A 19,588-nucleotide genomic window follows, 5' to 3' on the forward strand; every position below is an offset into this window, starting at 1 on the left:
TCAATTTAATCAAAGAATGGAATATTTGTTTTAAAAAATTGAGAAAAAAATGACTGTGTATTTAAAAACTCAAACAAAAAAACAGAAAAAAATTATAGACGAAAAAAACGCTCCATCAAATGGTTTCATCACTTTCTATATTTTCTGACCCTGCATTTTCTAACAATTCAATCGCAATCAAACCAGCATTTTGGCGCAAAGCTGCTTCAATCTCTGTAGCTATTTCCGCATGTTCACGTAAAAACTGCTTTGCATTCTCACGCCCCTGTCCTAAACGCTGAGAATTATAAGAGAACCATGCACCAGATTTTTCCACAATACCAACCTTGACACCCAAATCAATCAATTCACCTACTTTGGAAATACCTTCACCATAAATAATATCAAACTCAACCTGCTTGAATGGAGGTGCCAGTTTATTCTTCACCACTTTAACACGCGTCTGATTACCAACGATTGCATCCCTATCTTTAATGGATCCAATGCGACGAATATCTAAACGAACAGAAGCATAAAACTTTAAAGCGTTTCCACCCGTTGTCGTTTCGGGAGAACCAAACATCACACCAATTTTCATGCGAATTTGATTAATAAAGACAACCATACAGTTAGAGCGAAAAATTGCTGCTGTTAATTTTCGCAACGCTTTACTCATTAACCGAGCTTGCAATCCGGGCAAAGCATCACCCATTTCACCGTCAATTTCTGCTCGCGGTGTTAAAGCTGCAACAGAATCCACAACAAGCACATCAACTGCACCAGAACGAACCAACGTTTCTGTAATTTCCAATGCCTGTTCACCGGTATCTGGCTGAGAAATGAACAAGTTTTCTAAATCAACACCAAGCTTACGCGCATAAATAGGATCAAGCGCATGCTCTGCATCAATAAAAGCACAAATTCCACCCCCTTTCTGTGCTTCAGCAATAGCATGTAGAGCCAATGTTGTTTTCCCAGAACTTTCTGGTCCATAAATCTCAACAATACGCCCCTTCGGTAATCCACCAATCCCTAAAGCAATATCCAAGGATAACGACCCTGTTGGAACTGTTTCAATTTCAACAACCTGCTCTTTTTGCCCAAGACGCATAATCGAGCCTTTACCAAAAGAACGTTCAATTTGTGAGAGAGCAGCATCGAGAGCTTTTGTTTTATCCACGATTATATCCTTGACCGATTCATAATAACCTAAAACCTAAGTGTACACTGTACTTTTAATTTAACTAAAGGCTTGAGTTTAGATTTTCACAGACTATTTCCATTCCTATCTCCACATTATGTCCATAACATTCATGACCATCACAATAAAGAATTGGCATCGCTTATCTTATGACACAAAATAAACTCCAATAAAATAATATCCCTATGAGAGCATAGTTAACATATTTATATCTCTCTAGAAAAGGAACAATTTAAATTTAAACACAATGTTCTACAGCCCTTCTTCTTATCCCTTTGATTAAGTACTTAAGTGACTAAGAATTCTCCTGCTATTGATCACACAAAAACGCATTATCAATCAACCTCATCCCCTATCGCATCGAAGAACAAAACGCCATTGTGTTGCATATTCATGCACTTGATTTAAGAAACATCTCTCAACACCCCCAAGCTCACTTCGTGACAACACCCATGAATGCGGTATACTGTAAAGCCCTTTGGGAGCCACCATCTTTACACTAAAGAATGAGAAAGTCGGGCACCATCACACTATTTATCATCCCCCAATGTTGCGACAACTCTCGGCACTTGAGACGCTTCATAAGAAGAATTTTTAGTTCTTTCTTGTACAGTTTTTATCACACGCTAATCCTGCTTATAACACACAAGCGAATGATTTGATTGCTTCAACAAATACCAAGCTTGGAATGAGTAAAATTCACGGTATTTAGGACTTTCATTCAACTTACAAAACAGTGAGTTATCGTTATAAATCAATTATATTATTTAATAAAAACCACAAAAATAAAGCAGCTTAAAAGTTGAATAACACATTTAAATTTGATAAAAAAATATGCACTTTTGAAGATATCAAAAAAAATCTCTACGAGCAATGTAATAAATATTTAAAATATAAGCTAAACTGCTCGTACAATAACATAAGAGATAAAAGATAAATCCAAGATCAATAAAACATGTATTTCTACTCAAATTTTATTTTTGATCTTTACGTTTTTTGCGCAATTGTTTCCACCACTCAAGACGTTTCACAATTTCACGCTCAAAACCACGCTCAACTGGCTTATAATAACTCTGACGCCCAAGTTTTTCGGGAAAATATTCTTGTCCTGAAAAAGCGTCTGGTTCATCATGGTCATAACAATAACCATTTCCAAACCCTTCCTCCTTCATAAATTTCGTAGGAGCATTAAGAATATGCTTAGGAGGTGATAAAGAGCCATTTTTGCGCGCACAACGCAGTGCTGCTTTATACGCGAGATATGTTGCATTTGACTTTGGCGCAGTTGCAACATAAAGACATGCTTGCGCCAAAGCCAATTCTCCTTCTGGTGATCCTAAATAATCATAGGCATCTTTTGCTGCATTACAAATGACAAGAGCTTGAGGATCCGCCAAACCAACATCTTCAACGGCCATACGAACCAATCTTCGCCCAATATAGAGAGGATCTTCACCAGCATCCAACATACGTGCCAAATAATAAAGCGCAGCATCAGGATCAGATCCACGAACGGATTTATGCAACGCTGAAATGAGATTATAATGCCCATCTCGTCCTTTATCATAAATGGGCACACGACGCTGAATAACTTTTTGCAAAGCAACAACATCAAGAATCTCTCCCAATGGTGCAATAGACCAAACTTCCTCTGCCAATGTTAACGCTACCCGCGCATCACCATCAGACATCTCTATCAAAACGTCTCTGGCATCATTATCCAAAGGAAGAGTTTTTCCCTCCACTTCTTCAGCACGCCTTAAAAGCATGTCCAAACTTTCATGATCATGTGAAAGAAATGTTAAAACACGTGCACGCGAAAGAAGAGCAGCATTAAGTTCAAAAGAAGGATTTTCGGTTGTTGCACCTATAAGTACCACAGTACCTTCTTCCATCACAGGAAGAAAACTATCCTGCTGTGCACGATTAAACCGATGAATTTCATCAACAAAGAGAAGTGTTTTATCCCCAGATATAAAACGCCTCTGCGCAACTTCAAAAATCTTTTTAAGCTCAGAAACTCCTGTAAAAATAGCAGAAACCTGTTCAAACGCGAAATTTGTTTCAAGTGCTAACAAACGTGCAACGGTTGTTTTTCCCGTCCCTGGAGGTCCCCAAAAAATCATCGATCCAATTGAGCCAGTTGCCACCATACGTGAAAGCAAACCATCCTCTCCAATCAAATGCTTTTGTCCCACAACATCATTGAGAGAACAAGGGCGCATTCTTTCTGCAAGTGGCTGATTTTTATTAACTTGAAAATCAAAAGACGAAGTAAAAAAATCTTTCTTCAAAAAAAACCTCAACGAATAAATTGGCGAATATACATACCATCACGTTCATATTCCAATTGCCAAGTACGCGAACGAGCTTGCATAAGAACCTTTTTCAACTGATGAACTGTTTGAATTTTATGGCCATTTACAACACGTAGAATATCTCCTGACTGAAAAATTCCAGCTGCATTGCTCATGTCATCAAGGTTGGTAATCACAACCCCTTTTGCAGATATAGGAAGATGAAAACGTCGACTATTTTGCGGTGTTAAATCTAACACTTCAGCACCGGCAAGAGGACTGTCACCCGTGATTTTTTCAGATTTTAAAAATGCAGTTTCTGATATCGATGAAACTATTATTTGTGTTTTTAAAGTTTTTCCATTTCGTAAATATTCCAAAGCAAGACTATGCTCAACGTCAGCTGTCATCAAACGATACCCAAGACTATCTGGACTATCAACGCGTACCCCTTGCACACTCAAAATAACATCACCTACTTTCAATCCAGCTTTTTCAGCAGGACTATCTTTGATAACTTCAATAATCAGAGCACCATAGGGACGTTCTAAACCTAAACCACCAGCAATATCAGGTGTAACATTTTGAAAAGAAGCCCCAATATAAGGCGGCACAAAATATTTTCCACCGCGTTTAACAGTATCAAGCATCACTTTTACAAGATTAACTGGAATAGCAAAACCAATCCCTACAGAACCACCGGAACGCGAATAAATAGCTGTATTAATTCCGATTAATTGACCTTTCATATCAATTAAAGCGCCACCAGAATTCCCTGGATTAATGGCAGCGTCTGTTTGAATAAAAAAGTCAAAATCAGAAATCCCAACACGTGTACGCGCTTGCGCTGAAACAATACCACTTGTAACTGTTTGACCAACACCAAAAGGATTACCAATAGCAAGAACAAGATCACCAACTTCAACAGCATCAGAATTTCCCAAAGAAAGAACAGGGAATTGAGCATCTTTTTCCTCAACTTCAAGAATTGCAATATCAGTTGCTTCATCTTTGAGCACGATCTTACTCTCAAACTCCCGCCCATCAGAAAAAGCCACTTTAATTTCGCTTGCATCTTTAATGACATGGTAATTTGTAACAATCAAACCACGTGCATCAACAATCACCCCTGATCCTAATGACGATTGCTTGCGAACAGGAAAATTATTTTGAAAACGACCAAAAAACTGCTCAAAAAATGGATCCCCTTCAAAAGGTGAGCGTGCTCTAATTTGTCGAGCTGCATAAATATTTACAACAGATGGAACTGTCTTTTTAACTAAAGGAGCAAATGAAAGAGTGATTTCTGTTTGTGTTTGAGGTACATGAGCATATACATGATCAAATGATATCTGCATCATAATTGCAAAAAAAATCCGCACCCAAAAAGAATATCTCATAATCCACTCCTTATAAAATCAGCACATTCTGTTGAAGATTAATAGAATAAAAAAACTCATCCCCGCAAATTAAGGATCTCTATTAATATTTCATAATAGAGAATAAAAACAACCTATTTGAACAATAAATATTATAAAAATAAGATAATTCAATGTCCTATAATTTTCTCTCTGCACCTATTTCTCAACTAAAACAAACTTAAAAATGCTCACAAAAAAACCGCCTAAGACAAGGCGGCCTTTAAAAATCCAACAGAGTAAAAAACTTTACGAAGATGTCCTCTTTTCATTCTCAGAAGCCTCCATGCGAGCACGATCCCCAGCACCCTTCGCTTCAACATCACGATCAACAAATTCTATAACAGCCATGGGCGCATTATCACCGGTACGAAACCCCGCTTTCATAATACGCAAATATCCACCGTTGCGTGATGCATAACGTGGCGCAAGCGTATCAAATAATTTTGCAACCTTTCCTGCATCACGAAGTGCTGCAATTGCTTGCCGACGCGCATGCAAACCACCACGCTTACCAAGAGTAACCAGTTTTTCAACAATAGGACGAATTTCCTTAGCCTTTGGAAGCGTTGTCACAATCTGCTCATGCTCGATCAACGAAGTTGCCATATTTGCAAACATCGCTTTACGGTGACTGGCAGTACGATTCAACTTGCGTCCTGACTTACTGTGGCGCATAAGCCCTCTCCTTAAATTCTAATTTTAATATTGATCTTCATAACGTTTTGCAAGATCATCAATGTTTTCAGGTGGCCACGCAGGAATTTCCATCCCAAGATGTAACCCCATACATGCCAAAACTTCTTTAATCTCATTCAACGATTTGCGACCAAAATTCGGTGTCCGAAGCATTTCAGATTCTGTTTTTTGAATAAGATCACCAATATAGACAATATTATCATTCTTAAGACAATTTGCCGAACGAACTGAAAGTTCTAATTCATCCACTTTTTTGAGAAGAGCAGGATTAAAAGAAAGCTCAGAATCAGCCTCTTCAACAGGCTCCTTCTGTGGCTCTTCAAAGTTAATAAATAACGATAATTGATCCTGAAGAATGCGTGCTGCAAAAGCAACAGCATCCTCTCCATTAACCGCACCATTCGTTTCAATCGTTAAGGTCAATTTATCATAATCCAAAACTTGACCTTCACGCGTATTTTCCACTTTATAAGACACTTTACGAATTGGTGAATAAAGACTATCAATTGGAATAAGTCCTATACGTGCATCATCAACACAATTACGATCAGATGGAACATACCCCTTCCCTGTGTTGACAATAAATTCCATACGAATTTCAGCATCTTCATCAAGAGTACAAATAACATGATCTGGATTTAGAATTTCCATATCCCCAACGGTACTGATATCTCCCGCTTTCACGACACCAGGCCCCTCTTTATAAACAACGACACGTTTAGGACCTTCTTCTTCCATACGAAGCGCAATTTCTTTTATATTCAGAATAATATCCGTAACATCCTCACGCACACCTGGAATCGATGAAAATTCATGTAAGACACCGTCAATCTGCACAGCAGTAATAGCAGCACCACGAAGAGAAGATAACAACACGCGACGAAGTGCATTTCCTAACGTTAAGCCAAAACCCCGCTCAAGAGGTTCAGCGATCACACTTATAACATTTGGATTATCATGCGCACATGATTCAACCTTATTGGGTTTAATAAGTTCCTGCCAGTTTTTCTGGATCATATTTTTATTCCCGTTCTTTAGTTCCGTTACCATTCAATCGTAACGACCAATGTGAACATCAGAGAAATCTCCGACAACAAAAAACAACACCCAATTAAACACGCCGCCTTTTCCGCGGACGACATCCATTATGAGGAATTGGTGTTACATCACGAATAGAAGTAATGACAAAACCAACAGATTGCAATGCACGTAGAGCAGATTCACGCCCTGATCCAGGTCCACAAACTTCAACTTCCAAAGAACGCATACCATGCTCTTGCGCTTTTCTTGCACAATCCTCCGCAGCAACTTGAGCAGCAAAAGGTGTCGATTTACGCGCACCTTTAAACCCCTGAGCCCCCGCAGATGACCAAGCAATTGCATTACCCTGAGCATCAGTAATAGTAATCATTGTGTTATTAAATGTTGAATTAATATGCACAACACCCGATGAAATATTTTTACGTTCGCGACGACGAACACGTGTGGCTTCCTTGGCCATAATTTCCCTTTCAACGATCTCATCACTGCCGTAACATCAGCAGCTCCACCTTCTTTTCCTTGTCAAAACAATCAAACAAGAAACAGAATATATAAAAACCTTCCAAAAAGGCTCTTATTTCTTTTTACCGGCAATTGCCTTAGCTGGTCCTTTACGCGTACGAGCATTTGTATGTGTACGCTGCCCTCGGACAGGCAAAGACCGGCGATGACGCAATCCTCGATAACAACCAAGGTCCATCAAACGTTTAACATTCATAGCAACCTCACGACGAAGATCACCTTCAACTTGATAGCCTTGATCTATCGCCTCACGAATCTGCAGCACCTCAGCATCTGAAAGCTCATGCACACGACGCCCCAAGGGAATGCCAACTCTTTCAATAATTTCTTGAGCAAATTTTGGTCCAATCCCGTGGATATATTGAAGCGCAATAATTACACGCTTATTTGTCGGGATATTGACGCCAGCAATACGAGCCACGCCTACTCTCCTTAGTTATTTTGACAAATTGTTATAAAATACCTGATATACCTTACAGAAAAAAATAGACTCAGAAAAAAATTCTTCCGAATCCTATTATTTCACTAAAATAAATTAAACTTATTTGTGATAGATTTCATCTCAAAAGTCAACTCTTTTCATTTATTCCTAAAAAAAAATCTCATGAAAGAAAACCTCTAATCATGCGTGTCACTTCAGTAATACCAATCATTCCATCAATGACCCTCAACATTCCCCTCTCTGAATAAAATTTTGATAAGGGAGCGGTTTTTTCACGATATTCTACTAATCTTTTTGTAAAAGCAACAGGATTGTCATCTAAACGAACCTGTCCACCAGCCGCTATTGTTTCCTCAACGCGCTTCTTCATACGTTCAATCAACACGTCTTCATCAACACACAACTCAATAACAGCATCAAGCCGCATATTTTTTGACTGCAAAATCCGTTGTAACGCTTCTGCCTGCCCCACAGTTCGAGGATATCCATCCAAAACAAAACCGTTTACACAATCAGTTTCATCAATCCGATCTGATACGATTTGGTTAACAATATTATCAGGAACCAAAGCACCAGAACTTATAATAGCTTTAGCTTTTTTACCAATCTCCGTTTCTTTGGCAATCACCTCACGCAACATATCCCCTGTTGATAAATGAGGAATGTTATATTCCTCAGTCAACATTTTTGCTTGCGTACCTTTTCCCGCTCCAGGAGGACCTAAAAGAATAACTCTCATCGATTCCTTCTACCTCCACGAAGTTTTGATTTTTTTATCAACCCTTCATATTGGTGGGCAACAAGATACCCCTGAATTTGAGCAACCGTATCAAGCGTAACAGTAACAACAATCAACAAGGATGTTCCCCCAAGATAAAAAGGAACCTGCAATGCAGATATCATAAATTCAGGTAACAAACAAACCAAGATAATATAAACAGCGCCCACAACAGTAATACGCGTCAAAACGTAATCAATATACTCGGCTGTACGCTCACCTGGACGAATCCCTGGAATAAAACCAGAATGCTTTTTCAACTGATCTGCAGTATCACTTGGATTAAACACAATAGCTGTATAAAAAAAGCAAAAAAACGCCATTAAAAATGCATAAACAATCATATAAAGTGGCTGTCCATGACCAAGAGCATAAGAAATCGACTGAACCCATTGTGGCATTTTATCAGAAAAATTATTAATAGTGGCAGGTAATAATAATAAAGAGGAAGCAAAAATAGGTGGAATAACACCAGCAGTATTCAACTTTAAAGGAAGATGCGACATATCTCCTTGAAACATTTGATTCCCGACCTGACGTTTTGGATACTGGATAAGAATTCGCCGTTGCGCACGCTCTATAAAAACAATAAGCCCAATAACCAAAACAGCAATAAGAACGATTCCTATTAAAAGAAAAGTTGATAAATCAGCCTGACTATGAGCTGTCAAAAGCTGAGCAAAAGTAGAAGGGAAATTGGCTACAATCCCTGTAAAAATGATAAGAGAAACCCCATTACCAACACCACGTGACGTAATTTGCTCGCCAAGCCACATGAGAAATATCGTTCCGCCAACAAGGGTAATAACAGAAGAAATACGAAACATAAGACCTGGTTCTAAAACAATTTGAAGCCCCGTCCCTATACCGCTTTCAAGCGCAACCGCAATACCAAAAGCTTGTAGAATCGCCAATACTACTGTTACATAACGCGTATATTGATTGATAATCTTACGACCTAATTCCCCTTCTTTTTTAAGAGTTTCCAAAGAAGGAATAATAGATGTTAACAATTGCACAATAATAGATGCCGATATATAAGGCATGATACCTAGCGCAAAAATAGCCATACGCCCAACGGCACCCCCAGCAAACATATTAAAGAGTCCTAATACACCCGACGCGTGATGTTCGAATGTTTGCCGTAAAGCATCGATATTAATACCTGGAAGAGAGATGTAAGTGCCAAAGCGATATACAAGAAGCGCTGCCAGAGTAAACCAGATGCGTTTCTTTAATTCAGTTGCACGAGAAAAGGTACCGAAGTTTATATTGGAAGCAAATTGCTCTGCTGCTGATGCCATAAAACGTCTCCACTTCACTACTCCAGTTCTTTAAATCACAGAAGTATAACCCTAAAATTCATATATGCATACACAAATAAATGCAGAACTTAAAAAATTCTCCACAAAAGATCCCACAGAACAGATGTAACTCTTCTTTAGGTCTCTACTCATATTAAAAAATTATTGAGCAATATCAGGAAAAATAACCTGACCACCCACTTTTTCAATCTTAACACGAGCAGCTTGTGAAGCACCAGAAACATGAAAGGTAATCTTAGCCTTCAAATCACCATCAGAAAGAAGACGAACCCCATCTTTTTCACGACGAATAATACCAGCTTCTTTCAAAGCAATCATATCAACAGGCTTTTCAATATTCAACTTACCTGCATCAACTGCCAACTGAATACGTCCTAGTGAAACTTCATTGTAGGTTTTGGCAAAGAAATTTCTAAATCCACGTTTTGGCAAACGACGATAGATAGGCATTTGCCCACCTTCAAAACCATTAAGGGAAACACCAGAGCGCGACTTTTGCCCTTTTACACCACGACCACCAGTCTTACCCGTACCGGAACCAATACCACGCCCAACACGCTTACGATTTTTTGTTGCGCCTTCACAATCACGCAGTTCATTGAGTTTCATATCTAATACTCCCGCAACCCTTAACCTTCATCTATAACGCGAACAAGATGCCGAACCTGAGCAATCATACCCCGCACACAAAGTGTATCATCTAAAACGCGCCGACGACGCATTTTATTTAGTCCAAGCCCCTTTAAGGTTGCACGCTGAATCTGTGAGTTTCGAATAGGGCTTCCAATTTGCTCCACCGTGATAGTTTTACCACTCTGAGATTTGTTCTGAACCATTTCCTAATTCCTTTTCTGATAATCTCAGAAACTATCCTTCTAGGTCAACTAAATGGCGACGACGCGCCTGCAAAGTCGAATATTTTATACCACGTTGAGCAGCAATATCTCTAGGATGCATTTGATGTTTCAATGCATCAAATGTTGCACGAACCATGTTATAAGGATTAGACGATCCCAATGATTTTGCAACGACATCCTGCATACCAAGAGCTTCAAAAATAGCACGCATCGGTCCCCCAGCAATAATACCAGTACCAGCAGAAGCCGAACGTAGTAAAACACGCCCAGCTCCGTGACGCCCTTCAAGATCATGGTGCAATGTACGTCCAGACCGAAGCGGAACATAAATCATCCCACGTTTTGCAGATTCCGTTGCTTTACGAACGGCTTCTGGAACTTCACGGGCTTTACCATGTCCAAAACCTACACGCCCTTTTTGATCTCCAACAACAACAAGAGCAGCAAAACCAAAACGCCGACCACCCTTTACAACTTTAGCAACACGATTGATATGAACTAGCCTATCGACAAACTCATTATCGCGTTCTTCTCTCTCACCACGTTCTTTTTGTGCCATTCCTCATTCCTTTTTCTTTTCCGGAAGCACGATAACAAAGTCCCTCATCAAACTGGAAGAACTTAAACGAAATACTCTAAACTCTCCTTACTCACTCACAAATAAGAAATTTTAGAAATTCAAACCACCTTCACGAGCAGCTTCAGCTAAAGCCTTGACTCGACCATGATACACATACGCTCCACGATCAAAAACCACTTCATTAACACCCGCTTGCTTCGCACGCTCAGCAATTAACTTACCAACAGCAAAAGCTGCTTTTTTATCAGCACCACTCTTTAACGACTTTTTTAAATCACTTTCAAGAGTAGAGGCTGAAACAAGTGTACATCCCCGCAAATCATCGATAACTTGAGCATAAATGTTCTGATTTGAACGATAAACACTAAGCCGAGGACGATCATGAGAAACCACTTTAATTCTACGACGAACACGCCTTGCACGACGTTGGATAATGTCCTTAGATGAAACCATAATACAAAATCCTTATTTCTTTTTACCTTCTTTACGGAAGATGCGTTCATCTGCATGCTTAACACCTTTACCTTTATAAGGCTCAGGTCTACGATACTCACGAATCTCCGCTGCAACTTGTCCAACTTGCTGTTTATCAATTCCAGAAACAACAATTTCTGTCGGCTTAGGAACAGTTACAGTAACACCCGATGGAACTTTATAAACCACATCATGGGAAAAGCCTAGAGATAGTTGGACATCCTTACCCTGCAAAGCAGCACGATAACCAACCCCATTAATCTCCAACCTCTTTTCAAAACCATCCTTCACACCACAAAAAATGTTCTCAATCATTGAGCGCGACATACCCCATTTAGAACGCGCATCTTTTGACTGATCCCGCGGCATAACTGATATGATATTTTCCTCAAACTTGACTAAGACTTCATCATTGACGACGTAGCTCAGCTCACCTTTTGGACCTTTTGCCTTAACCAGCTGACCTTCAACAGTAGCAGTAACTCCAGAAGGAATTGAAATGGGTTTCTTTCCAATACGAGACATTGTTCTAACCTACTTTTTCTTCCGTTTTCTTGACATAACTTAGAAAACACGACAAAGGAGTTCTCCACCAACATTCTGTTCACGCGCCTCATGATCTGCCATGACGCCTTTAGGAGTCGATAAAATCGAAATACCAAGACCATTTGCCACCTGTGGAAGTGACTTAGCAGAAACATACACACGACGACCTGGCTTTGATACACGTGAAATCTCACGAATAGCAGCCAGCCCTTCAAAATACTTCAATTCGATTTCAATTTCAGCTTTCCCATCACCTAAATCAATTTGATTATATCCACGAATATAACCTTCCGACTGAAGAACATCAAGAACGTGCGCACGAAGCTTCGAAGCTGGAGTAACTACTTTACCTTTTTTACGACCAAGTGCATTACGAATACGTGTTAACATATCACCAAGAGGATCTGACATAGACATTAAATAATCTCCTCTTACCAACTAGACTTTACAATACCAGGAATATGGCCAATAGAGCCAAGCTCACGCAACGCAATTCGCGACATTTTTAATTTACGATAATAAGCCCGCGGACGACCTGAAACCTCACAGCGATTACGAATACGAACTTTCGAAGAATTACGCGGCAACTCTGCCAACTGAACAGAAGCTTTAAAACGTTCTTCAAGAGAAACCTTCTGATCCATAACTATTGCTTTCAAACGTGCACGACGGGCAGCATAACGCTTTACCATCACCTCACGACGCTTATTTTTTTCAACGGCACTTACTTTGGCCATACTTTCACCTCACTATGTCTGCCGTTACGAACGAAAAGGAAAATTAAAAGCACGCAATAACTCACGAGCCTCATCATCCGTTTTTGCTGTCGTACAAACAATAATATCCATGCCCCAAATTTGATCAACTTTATCATAGTTGATTTCTGGAAACACAATGTGTTCTTTAATACCCATAGCAAAATTGCCACGACCATCAAAACTCTTTGGATTCAAACCACGAAAGTCACGAACCCTCGGAAGAGCAATCGTAACAAGACGATCTAAAAACTCAAACATACGATCTTTACGCAATGTAACTTTAGCCCCAAGAGGCATTCCTTCACGAACCTTAAAGGTCGCAATAGAATTACGCGCACGTGTAACAACAGCCTTCTGACCTGTTATGAGCCCTAAATCCTCAGCAGCAAGGGAAGGCTTCTTCGAATCAGCAGTTGCTTCACCTATCCCCATATTTATTACAATTTTATCAATCCGCGGAATTTGCATCGCATTTCTGTAATTAAACTTCTCTTGAAGCGCTTTACGAATCACTTCAAAATAATGCGCTTTCATACGCGGTATTTGTCTTTCCTCAGCCATTAATCAACTCTCCCGAACGCTTGGCAAAACGCACTTTATTACCATCTGCATTCATACGAAAGCCTACACGTGTAGGCTTACCATCTTTAGGATCAGCAATCGCCAAATTAGACAGATGAATCGGAGCTTCTTTAGAAATAATTCCAGCTTCTTGCTTCTGCGTTTGACGTTGATGACGTTTAATCATATTAATCCCACGAACAAAAGCCTTATTCTCTTTTGGACTAACCTTAATTACTTCACCACTACATCCTTTATCCTTACCGGATAAAACAACAACTTTATCACCTTTTCGAATCTTCTGCATAACATTTACTCCTTACAGAACTTCAGGAGCGAGCGAGATGATCTTCATGTGATTCCTACCACGCAATTCGCGGGGAACAGGTCCAAAGATACGAGTACCGATCGGCTCTTTTTTATTATCCACTAAAACCGCAGCATTACTATCAAAACGAATGACACTACCATCTGCGCGACGAATATCCTTAGCAGTACGAACCACAACAGCTTTCATAACATCACCTTTTTTAACACGGCCACGAGGAATAGCATCCTTAACCGAAACAACAATAATGTCACCGACCGAAGCATATTTCCGCTTTGAACCGCCTAACACCTTGATGCACATGACACGACGAGCACCAGAATTATCAGCAACGTCGAGGTTTGTTTGCATCTGAATCATGACTGGCCACCTTCTCTTAACACATATATCCGATTGTACCTTTTATACACTCGGATTTGCCTGCCAAATAACGATAAAGTCATCGCCTTTAAATTTATCAATGATAAAAACACTGTTAAATTCTAAAACAATAAACTTAACTCATTACGCTACATTGTCTTTTACAACAATCCAACATTTATCTTTCGAAATTGGTCTAGATTCTTGAATAGAAACTTGATCCCCAATCTTGAATTGGTTGTTTTCGTCATGCGCTTTATAATTTTTGGACTGCCGAACAGTCTTCTTAAGAAGCGGATGAGAATAACGGCGCTCAACTTTGACAACAACAGTCTTATCACTTTTGTCGCTAATAACAACACCCTGCAAAACGCGTTTAGGCATCTCTCATTTCCTTAAACCTTACTTTCACTTACCTTTTGACGAAGAAAAGTTTTAATACGCGCAATATCACGACGAACTTGTCTAACACGCGCAGTCTTTTCTAATTGACCTGTTGCTTTTTGAAAACGCAAATTAAATTGCTCTTTCTTTAACTTAGCCAATTCATCTTTCATTTGGTCGAGCGTTTGCGCCCGTAATTCTGTGGCTTTCATCGCTTAACCTCATTATTCAGCAATACGCTGGATGAAACGCGTTTTTATAGGCAACTTTGCAGCACCCAATCTTAGTGCTTCACGTGCAACATCCTCAGGAACGCCATCAAGCTCAAACATGATGCGTCCAGGAGCAACACGTGCAGCCCAATAATCGACACTTCCCTTACCTTTACCCATACGAACTTCAGTCGGTTTAGATGTAACCGGAAGATCTGGAAAAATGCGAATCCATACACGACCAGAACGCTTCATATAACGCGTAATCGCACGGCGCGCCGCTTCAATTTGACGAGCAGTAATCCGCTCCGGCTCAACAGCCTTCAAACCGTAGGCACCGAAATTCAAATCCGTACCACCCTTCGCAACACCGTGAATACGGCCCTTGAACTGTTTACGGAACTTTGTGCGCTTTGGCTGCAACATTGTTCTCTACTCCAAATTTTAGTTCAATCTCAAAAACTAAGCATTTTCACGGCGACGATTCGATGAAGAACCAGATTGATCAACTTCCGTAGCACGACGTTCTGAAGCCATCGGATCATGCTCAAGAATCTCACCCTTAAAGACCCAAACTTTAATACCACAAATACCATAAGCGGTCTTAGCTTCTGCTGTACCGTAATCAACATCAGAACGCAAGGTATGAAGTGGAACACGACCTTCACGATACCATTCCATACGAGCAATTTCAGCACCACCAAGACGGCCAGAACAATTGATACGAATACCTTCCGCACCAAGACGCATAGCAGACTGAACAGCACGCTTCATTGCACGACGAAAAGCAACACGACGCTCTAACTGTTGAGCAATTGATTGCGCAATAATCGTGGCATCAATCTCCGGTTTACGAATCTCCACAATATTTAATGAAGTTTCAGCATCCGTCATTTCTGAGAGCTTACGACGAAGCTTTTCGATATCAGCACCCTTTTTACCAATAATCAAACCAGGACGTGCAGAATGAATCGTAATACGACACTTCTTATGAGGACGCTCAATAACAACCTTCGAAATAGCCGCCTGTTTAAGCTCCTCCAGCACATATGAACGAATTTTCAAATCTTCATGAAGAAGGCGCCCATATTCACCACTATCAGCATACCAACGAGAATCCCAAGTCCGATTAACACCAAGACGAAGTCCTATTGGATTGATCTTCTGACCCATTACGCGGCCTCCACTTTTTCGGTAACTTCACGAACAATAACAGTAAGATGCGAAAATGGACGTTCAATTCTACTAGCACGCCCTCGACCACGAACATGAAAGCGCTTCATCACTATCGACTTACCAACATAAGCTTCCGCCACAATAAGCGAATCAATATCAAGATCGTGGTTATTCTCTGCATTTGCAATTGCTGATTCAAGCGTTTTTTTCACAGTAGCAGCAATACGCTTGCGTGAAAACATCAAATCAGCGAGTGCTACATTAACTCTTTTACCACGAATCATTGCAGCAACTAAATTAAGCTTCTGCGGACTAACACGAATTGTCCGCGTGACAGCTCTTGCTTCATTATCTCTAAGCTGGCGCGAAACTTTAGCTTTTCCCATTCCTACTTCCTCTTCGCTTTTTTATCGGCACCATGACCATAATAAGTCCGGGTAGGAGCGAACTCACCAAACTTATGTCCAACCATCTCTTCAGAAACAGAAACAGGAATATGCTTATTACCGTTGTAAACACCAAAAGTTAAACCAACAAATTGCGGTAAAATAGTAGAGCGACGACTCCATATTTTTATAACTTCATTGCGCCCACTTGCACGTACCTTCTCTGCTTTACCAAGAAGATAGCCGTCAACAAACGGACCTTTCCACACTGAACGAACCACTTCAGACTACCTTTCTCATTTCTTGCGTTGATGACGCGTACGCATAATAAATTTATCAGTGGCTTTATTGGAGCGCGTACGCTTACCTTTCGTAGGCTTACCCCAAGGAGATACTGGATGGCGCCCCCCCGATGTACGACCTTCACCACCACCGTGCGGATGATCAACGGGGTTCATAGCAACACCACGAACATGTGGACGTTTACCACGCCAACGTGACCGACCTGCCTTACCATCATTAATATTCCCATGATCAGGATTTGAAACAGCACCAACAGTTGCAAAACAGCTACTAGGAACCAAACGCTGTTCACCAGAATTTAAACGAAGAATAGCCATACCATGATCTCGTCCAACCAACTGCGCATAAGTACCCGCTGAACGTGCAATCTGCCCCCCTTTTCCTGGCTTCATCTCAACATTATGAATAATTGTACCTACGGGCATATTAGCAAGAGGCATAGCATTACCTGGTTTAACATCCACATTTAAACCAGCCATAACAGAATCACCAACCGCAAGACGCTGTGGCGCAAGAATATAACTCAATTGCCCGTCCTCATAGCGAATTAAAGCAATAAAAGCAGTACGGTTAGGATCATATTCTAAACGCTCAACCTTTGCCGAAACATCACGTTTAAGACGCTTAAAGTCGACAAACCGATAACTACGTTTATGTCCACCACCCTGAAAACGAGCAGTAACACGACCGCGATTATTGCGTCCACCCTTTGAAGACAAACCTTCAGTCAACATCTTTATAGGTTTTCCCTTATAAAGACAAGAACGTTCCACAATAACAAGCTGACGCTGCCCAGGTGTCGTTGGATTAAATTGCTTAAGTGCCATTATTCCTATCTCCGAGCCTCTTTAAAGACCTGTCGAAACGTCGATAGTCTGACCATTGGCCAGAGTTACGATCGCTTTTTTGACATCACTTTGCCGACCAACTATACCTTTGAAACGCTTCACTTTACCCTTACGGACTATCGTGTTAACTGCTTTAACTTTTACGCTAAAAAGCGCTTCAATAGCAGCCTTAATCTCAGGCTTCGTCGCTTTCGGCGCGACATTAAAAGCAACTTGATTATATTCAGAAATCATAGTCGACTTTTCAGTAATAACTGGACTAATAATTATATCATAATGGCGAAGATCTGTCATTTAAAACGCTCCTCAAGAGCCTCAACAGCTGCCTTTGATAAAACAAGTTTGCTGCGACGCAAAATATCATAAACATTAATTCCCTGAATAGGCAAAATATCAATATTAGGGATATTAGAGACTGCACGAAAAAAGTTAATATCAATCTCTTTACCACCAATCAAGAGAGCGTTATTAAATCCAAGCTTAGAAAAATGAGAAACAAGCATTTTCGTTTTCGCATCCTTAACAGTCAACTCATCCACAATAATTAAGTCTTTTGCTTTTAATTTTGCAGATAAAGCAAGACGTAACCCAAGAGCACGAATCTTTTTAGGAAGATCATGCGCATGACTACGAACCACTGGTCCATGTGCCTTACCCCCACCTCTAAACTGCGGTGCACGGGCAGATGAATGTCGAGCACGCCCAGTTCCTTTTTGCTTAAACATTTTTGCCCCTGTTCGCGACACATCAGAACGACCTTGGGATTGATGACTCCCCTGCTGACGACGTGCAAGCTGCCAACGAACAACACGTTGCAAAATATCCTCACGTGGAACAAGATCAAAAATAGCTTCAGAAACCTTTAATTTGCCAGCTTCATTACCATCAAGAGTTTTAATTACAAGATCCATTATTAGGCTCCCTCAACTTCAGAGGTTTCCGTCACCGGAGTAACCATTTCCGTTTTCTCCTTCACAAGACGGCGAATACCAGCAGGCTTTGGAGCATTATCAGGAAGAGGCTTCTTCACAGCATCCCGTACCAAAATCCAAGAACCTTTAGAACCAGAAACAGCACCACGCACTAAAATTAAACCACGTTCACTATCCGTGGAAATAACTTCAATATTCTGTGTTGTTACACGCACTTGCCCCATATGGCCAGCCATTTTTTTACCTTTAAAAACTTTACCAGGATCTTGACACTGCCCTGTAGAACCATGAGCACGATGTGTAATCGAATTACCATGGGAAGCACGATGCCCACCAAAGTTATGCCGTTTCATAACACCAGCAAACCCCTTACCAATACTGGTACCAGTCACATCAACTCTTTGTCCTGGAACAAAATGTTCCACCGTAATCTCAGTACCAACATCAAGAAGATTGTCGGGACTTACACGAAACTCTGCTATTTTAGCTTTAGGCTCAACAGAAGCCTTAGCAAAATGTCCACGAAGAGCTTGTGAAGTATTCTTAACCTTAGCAAAGCCTACACCTAATTGAACAGCAGTATAACCATTCTTTTCAACTGTACGCTGAGCAACGACTTGACAATTCTCCAAACGAAGTACGGTCACCGGCACATGCTCACCAGCATCATTATAAATACGGGTCATGCCCAGCTTCTGTGCTATTACACCTGAACGCATCGGGTCTGTTCCTTCTGTCCTCAAACCTCAGAGCTTAATTTCTACATCCACACCAGCAGAAAGATCGAGCTTCATAAGCGCATCCACTGTTTGCGGCGTTGGATCAACAATATCAAGAAGACGCTTATGTGTTCGCATCTCAAACTGCTCACGACTCTTCTTATCGATATGCGGTCCACGATTGACCGTAAACTTCTCAATCCGCGTCGGAAGCGGAATGGGACCACGGACATTTGCACCGGTACGTTTAGCAGTCGATACAATCTCACGCGTCGACGTATCAAGAATTCTATGATCAAACGCTTTTAAGCGAATGCGAATATTTTGACTGTTCATGCTCTTTATTTCCCTGTTATACAAAGTGCCTTCAATAATGAAAGCACTCAACAAGCATTATTTATTCAATGATCTTAGAGACGATACCGGCACCAACAGTACGACCACCTTCACGAATAGCAAAAC

At 40.5% G+C, this 19,588-nt stretch carries 30 protein-coding genes and 1 pseudogene; all 31 read right to left on the bottom strand.

Annotation, left to right across the window (positions count from 1 at the left end):
- Positions 1–115: 115 nt before the first annotated feature.
- A complete protein-coding gene (gene recA, locus ACFIJ7_RS05105; RefSeq protein ID WP_375635849.1) occupies positions 116–1,159 on the bottom strand; it encodes a recombinase RecA in 1,044 nt (347 codons plus the stop codon).
- Between the two features lie 995 nt (positions 1,160–2,154).
- Complete coding sequence (locus ACFIJ7_RS05110; protein ID WP_375644757.1) at positions 2,155–3,474, bottom strand: replication-associated recombination protein A; 1,320 nt, start codon at positions 3,472–3,474, stop codon at positions 2,155–2,157.
- Between the two features lie 8 nt (positions 3,475–3,482).
- Entirely contained in the window at positions 3,483–4,877 is a 1,395-nt protein-coding gene (locus tag ACFIJ7_RS05115; protein ID WP_375635847.1) for a DegQ family serine endoprotease, read from the bottom strand.
- A gap of 267 nt (positions 4,878–5,144) precedes the next feature.
- A complete protein-coding gene (gene rplQ, locus ACFIJ7_RS05120) occupies positions 5,145–5,573 on the bottom strand; it encodes a 50S ribosomal protein L17 (protein WP_273788262.1) in 429 nt (142 codons plus the stop codon).
- A gap of 24 nt (positions 5,574–5,597) precedes the next feature.
- Positions 5,598–6,611, bottom strand: a complete 1,014-nt coding sequence (locus tag ACFIJ7_RS05125; protein WP_015856568.1) for a DNA-directed RNA polymerase subunit alpha — start codon at positions 6,609–6,611, stop codon at positions 5,598–5,600.
- A gap of 94 nt (positions 6,612–6,705) precedes the next feature.
- The gene (gene rpsK, locus ACFIJ7_RS05130) at positions 6,706–7,095 is read right to left on the bottom strand and encodes a 30S ribosomal protein S11 (protein ID WP_007347762.1); all 390 of its coding nucleotides are present in this window, start codon (positions 7,093–7,095) and stop codon (positions 6,706–6,708) included.
- Positions 7,096–7,209: 114 nt separating this feature from the next.
- Positions 7,210–7,578, bottom strand: coding sequence for a 30S ribosomal protein S13 (gene rpsM / locus ACFIJ7_RS05135; protein WP_026500557.1), 369 nt, complete (start codon positions 7,576–7,578; stop codon positions 7,210–7,212).
- A 181-nt stretch (positions 7,579–7,759) separates the two neighbouring features.
- On the bottom strand, positions 7,760–8,338 hold the full coding sequence (locus ACFIJ7_RS05140) for an adenylate kinase (RefSeq protein ID WP_375644758.1): 579 nt from the start codon (positions 8,336–8,338) through the stop codon (positions 7,760–7,762).
- On the bottom strand, positions 8,335–9,681 hold the full coding sequence (gene secY, locus ACFIJ7_RS05145; RefSeq protein WP_375644759.1) for a preprotein translocase subunit SecY: 1,347 nt from the start codon (positions 9,679–9,681) through the stop codon (positions 8,335–8,337). Before secY ends, ACFIJ7_RS05140 begins: the two co-directional genes overlap by 4 nt.
- A 162-nt stretch (positions 9,682–9,843) precedes the next feature.
- Entirely contained in the window at positions 9,844–10,311 is a 468-nt protein-coding gene (rplO, locus tag ACFIJ7_RS05150; protein WP_015856572.1) for a 50S ribosomal protein L15, read from the bottom strand.
- 20 nt (positions 10,312–10,331) lie between these two features.
- Entirely contained in the window at positions 10,332–10,538 is a 207-nt protein-coding gene (gene rpmD, locus ACFIJ7_RS05155) for a 50S ribosomal protein L30 (RefSeq protein ID WP_375644760.1), read from the bottom strand.
- A 31-nt stretch (positions 10,539–10,569) separates the two neighbouring features.
- Positions 10,570–11,118, bottom strand: coding sequence for a 30S ribosomal protein S5 (gene rpsE / locus ACFIJ7_RS05160; protein ID WP_015856574.1), 549 nt, complete (start codon positions 11,116–11,118; stop codon positions 10,570–10,572).
- A 111-nt stretch (positions 11,119–11,229) separates the two neighbouring features.
- A complete protein-coding gene (gene rplR, locus ACFIJ7_RS05165; protein WP_375635844.1) occupies positions 11,230–11,592 on the bottom strand; it encodes a 50S ribosomal protein L18 in 363 nt (120 codons plus the stop codon).
- A 12-nt stretch (positions 11,593–11,604) separates the two neighbouring features.
- Positions 11,605–12,138 (bottom strand): 50S ribosomal protein L6, encoded by a 534-nt coding sequence (rplF, locus tag ACFIJ7_RS05170; RefSeq protein ID WP_015856576.1) that lies wholly within the window; start codon positions 12,136–12,138, stop codon positions 11,605–11,607.
- A 39-nt stretch (positions 12,139–12,177) separates the two neighbouring features.
- A complete protein-coding gene (gene rpsH, locus ACFIJ7_RS05175) occupies positions 12,178–12,576 on the bottom strand; it encodes a 30S ribosomal protein S8 (RefSeq protein ID WP_015856577.1) in 399 nt (132 codons plus the stop codon).
- 14 nt (positions 12,577–12,590) lie between these two features.
- Positions 12,591–12,896, bottom strand: coding sequence for a 30S ribosomal protein S14 (gene rpsN / locus ACFIJ7_RS05180; RefSeq protein WP_005773283.1), 306 nt, complete (start codon positions 12,894–12,896; stop codon positions 12,591–12,593).
- A gap of 24 nt (positions 12,897–12,920) precedes the next feature.
- Entirely contained in the window at positions 12,921–13,478 is a 558-nt protein-coding gene (rplE, locus tag ACFIJ7_RS05185; RefSeq protein ID WP_015856578.1) for a 50S ribosomal protein L5, read from the bottom strand.
- Positions 13,471–13,785 (bottom strand): 50S ribosomal protein L24, encoded by a 315-nt coding sequence (gene rplX / locus ACFIJ7_RS05190; RefSeq protein WP_015856579.1) that lies wholly within the window; start codon positions 13,783–13,785, stop codon positions 13,471–13,473. The genes rplE and rplX overlap by 8 nt, the downstream gene beginning before the upstream one ends.
- A gap of 12 nt (positions 13,786–13,797) precedes the next feature.
- Entirely contained in the window at positions 13,798–14,166 is a 369-nt protein-coding gene (gene rplN, locus ACFIJ7_RS05195) for a 50S ribosomal protein L14 (protein ID WP_004855715.1), read from the bottom strand.
- 144 nt (positions 14,167–14,310) lie between these two features.
- Positions 14,311–14,550: a 30S ribosomal protein S17 gene (gene rpsQ, locus ACFIJ7_RS05200; RefSeq protein ID WP_012231991.1), complete on the bottom strand. Its 240-nt coding sequence runs from the start codon at positions 14,548–14,550 to the stop codon at positions 14,311–14,313.
- Between the two features lie 11 nt (positions 14,551–14,561).
- Complete coding sequence (rpmC, locus tag ACFIJ7_RS05205; RefSeq protein WP_273788260.1) at positions 14,562–14,762, bottom strand: 50S ribosomal protein L29; 201 nt, start codon at positions 14,760–14,762, stop codon at positions 14,562–14,564.
- A gap of 12 nt (positions 14,763–14,774) precedes the next feature.
- On the bottom strand, positions 14,775–15,188 hold the full coding sequence (gene rplP / locus ACFIJ7_RS05210; protein WP_015856581.1) for a 50S ribosomal protein L16: 414 nt from the start codon (positions 15,186–15,188) through the stop codon (positions 14,775–14,777).
- A gap of 36 nt (positions 15,189–15,224) precedes the next feature.
- On the bottom strand, positions 15,225–15,935 hold the full coding sequence (gene rpsC / locus ACFIJ7_RS05215) for a 30S ribosomal protein S3 (RefSeq protein WP_015856582.1): 711 nt from the start codon (positions 15,933–15,935) through the stop codon (positions 15,225–15,227).
- Complete coding sequence (gene rplV / locus ACFIJ7_RS05220; RefSeq protein ID WP_208439680.1) at positions 15,935–16,324, bottom strand: 50S ribosomal protein L22; 390 nt, start codon at positions 16,322–16,324, stop codon at positions 15,935–15,937. Before rplV ends, rpsC begins: the two co-directional genes overlap by 1 nt.
- 2 nt (positions 16,325–16,326) lie before the next feature.
- Entirely contained in the window at positions 16,327–16,605 is a 279-nt protein-coding gene (gene rpsS, locus ACFIJ7_RS05225; protein ID WP_004855734.1) for a 30S ribosomal protein S19, read from the bottom strand.
- Between the two features lie 15 nt (positions 16,606–16,620).
- Positions 16,621–17,454, bottom strand: coding sequence for a 50S ribosomal protein L2 (gene rplB, locus ACFIJ7_RS05230; protein WP_273788259.1), 834 nt, complete (start codon positions 17,452–17,454; stop codon positions 16,621–16,623).
- 21 nt (positions 17,455–17,475) lie between these two features.
- On the bottom strand, positions 17,476–17,769 hold the full coding sequence (locus ACFIJ7_RS05235) for a 50S ribosomal protein L23 (protein ID WP_015856585.1): 294 nt from the start codon (positions 17,767–17,769) through the stop codon (positions 17,476–17,478).
- Entirely contained in the window at positions 17,766–18,386 is a 621-nt protein-coding gene (gene rplD / locus ACFIJ7_RS05240) for a 50S ribosomal protein L4 (RefSeq protein WP_015856586.1), read from the bottom strand. The genes ACFIJ7_RS05235 and rplD overlap by 4 nt, the downstream gene beginning before the upstream one ends.
- Positions 18,387–18,388: 2 nt before the next feature.
- Positions 18,389–19,126, bottom strand: a complete 738-nt coding sequence (gene rplC / locus ACFIJ7_RS05245) for a 50S ribosomal protein L3 (RefSeq protein WP_375635841.1) — start codon at positions 19,124–19,126, stop codon at positions 18,389–18,391.
- Between the two features lie 27 nt (positions 19,127–19,153).
- Positions 19,154–19,462 (bottom strand): 30S ribosomal protein S10, encoded by a 309-nt coding sequence (gene rpsJ / locus ACFIJ7_RS05250; RefSeq protein WP_005773267.1) that lies wholly within the window; start codon positions 19,460–19,462, stop codon positions 19,154–19,156.
- Positions 19,463–19,523: 61 nt separating this feature from the next.
- Positions 19,524–19,588, bottom strand: a pseudogene (locus ACFIJ7_RS05255) (elongation factor Tu); the annotation flags it as partial.

It is taken from the genome of Bartonella sp. MR100HLJHH, assembly GCF_042194215.1.
Lineage (GTDB): Bacteria > Pseudomonadota > Alphaproteobacteria > Rhizobiales > Rhizobiaceae > Bartonella > Bartonella grahamii.

Bases quoted from the DNA above. Each gene is read 5' to 3' on its own strand.
- ACFIJ7_RS05115 (WP_375635847.1), bottom strand. From the start codon at position 4,877: ATGAGATATTCTTTTTGGGTGCGGATTTTTTTTGCAATTATGATGCAG.
- rplQ (WP_273788262.1), bottom strand. From the start codon at position 5,573: ATGCGCCACAGTAAGTCAGGACGCAAGTTGAATCGTACTGCCAGTCAC.
- ACFIJ7_RS05125 (WP_015856568.1), bottom strand. From the start codon at position 6,611: ATGATCCAGAAAAACTGGCAGGAACTTATTAAACCCAATAAGGTTGAA.
- rpsK (WP_007347762.1), bottom strand. From the start codon at position 7,095: ATGGCCAAGGAAGCCACACGTGTTCGTCGTCGCGAACGTAAAAATATT.
- ACFIJ7_RS05140 (WP_375644758.1), bottom strand. From the start codon at position 8,338: ATGAGAGTTATTCTTTTAGGTCCTCCTGGAGCGGGAAAAGGTACGCAA.
- secY (WP_375644759.1), bottom strand. From the start codon at position 9,681: ATGGCATCAGCAGCAGAGCAATTTGCTTCCAATATAAACTTCGGTACC.
- rplO (WP_015856572.1), bottom strand. From the start codon at position 10,311: ATGAAACTCAATGAACTGCGTGATTGTGAAGGCGCAACAAAAAATCGT.
- rpmD (WP_375644760.1), bottom strand. From the start codon at position 10,538: ATGGTTCAGAACAAATCTCAGAGTGGTAAAACTATCACGGTGGAGCAA.
- rpsE (WP_015856574.1), bottom strand. From the start codon at position 11,118: ATGGCACAAAAAGAACGTGGTGAGAGAGAAGAACGCGATAATGAGTTT.
- rplR (WP_375635844.1), bottom strand. From the start codon at position 11,592: ATGGTTTCATCTAAGGACATTATCCAACGTCGTGCAAGGCGTGTTCGT.
- rplF (WP_015856576.1), bottom strand. From the start codon at position 12,138: ATGTCTCGTATTGGAAAGAAACCCATTTCAATTCCTTCTGGAGTTACT.
- rpsH (WP_015856577.1), bottom strand. From the start codon at position 12,576: ATGTCTATGTCAGATCCTCTTGGTGATATGTTAACACGTATTCGTAAT.
- rpsN (WP_005773283.1), bottom strand. From the start codon at position 12,896: ATGGCCAAAGTAAGTGCCGTTGAAAAAAATAAGCGTCGTGAGGTGATG.
- rplE (WP_015856578.1), bottom strand. From the start codon at position 13,478: ATGGCTGAGGAAAGACAAATACCGCGTATGAAAGCGCATTATTTTGAA.
- rplX (WP_015856579.1), bottom strand. From the start codon at position 13,785: ATGCAGAAGATTCGAAAAGGTGATAAAGTTGTTGTTTTATCCGGTAAG.
- rplN (WP_004855715.1), bottom strand. From the start codon at position 14,166: ATGATTCAGATGCAAACAAACCTCGACGTTGCTGATAATTCTGGTGCT.
- rpsQ (WP_012231991.1), bottom strand. From the start codon at position 14,550: ATGCCTAAACGCGTTTTGCAGGGTGTTGTTATTAGCGACAAAAGTGAT.
- rpmC (WP_273788260.1), bottom strand. From the start codon at position 14,762: ATGAAAGCCACAGAATTACGGGCGCAAACGCTCGACCAAATGAAAGAT.
- rplP (WP_015856581.1), bottom strand. From the start codon at position 15,188: ATGTTGCAGCCAAAGCGCACAAAGTTCCGTAAACAGTTCAAGGGCCGT.
- rpsC (WP_015856582.1), bottom strand. From the start codon at position 15,935: ATGGGTCAGAAGATCAATCCAATAGGACTTCGTCTTGGTGTTAATCGG.
- rplV (WP_208439680.1), bottom strand. From the start codon at position 16,324: ATGGGAAAAGCTAAAGTTTCGCGCCAGCTTAGAGATAATGAAGCAAGA.
- rplB (WP_273788259.1), bottom strand. From the start codon at position 17,454: ATGGCACTTAAGCAATTTAATCCAACGACACCTGGGCAGCGTCAGCTT.
- ACFIJ7_RS05235 (WP_015856585.1), bottom strand. From the start codon at position 17,769: ATGACAGATCTTCGCCATTATGATATAATTATTAGTCCAGTTATTACT.
- rplD (WP_015856586.1), bottom strand. From the start codon at position 18,386: ATGGATCTTGTAATTAAAACTCTTGATGGTAATGAAGCTGGCAAATTA.
- rplC (WP_375635841.1), bottom strand. From the start codon at position 19,126: ATGCGTTCAGGTGTAATAGCACAGAAGCTGGGCATGACCCGTATTTAT.
- rpsJ (WP_005773267.1), bottom strand. From the start codon at position 19,462: ATGAACAGTCAAAATATTCGCATTCGCTTAAAAGCGTTTGATCATAGA.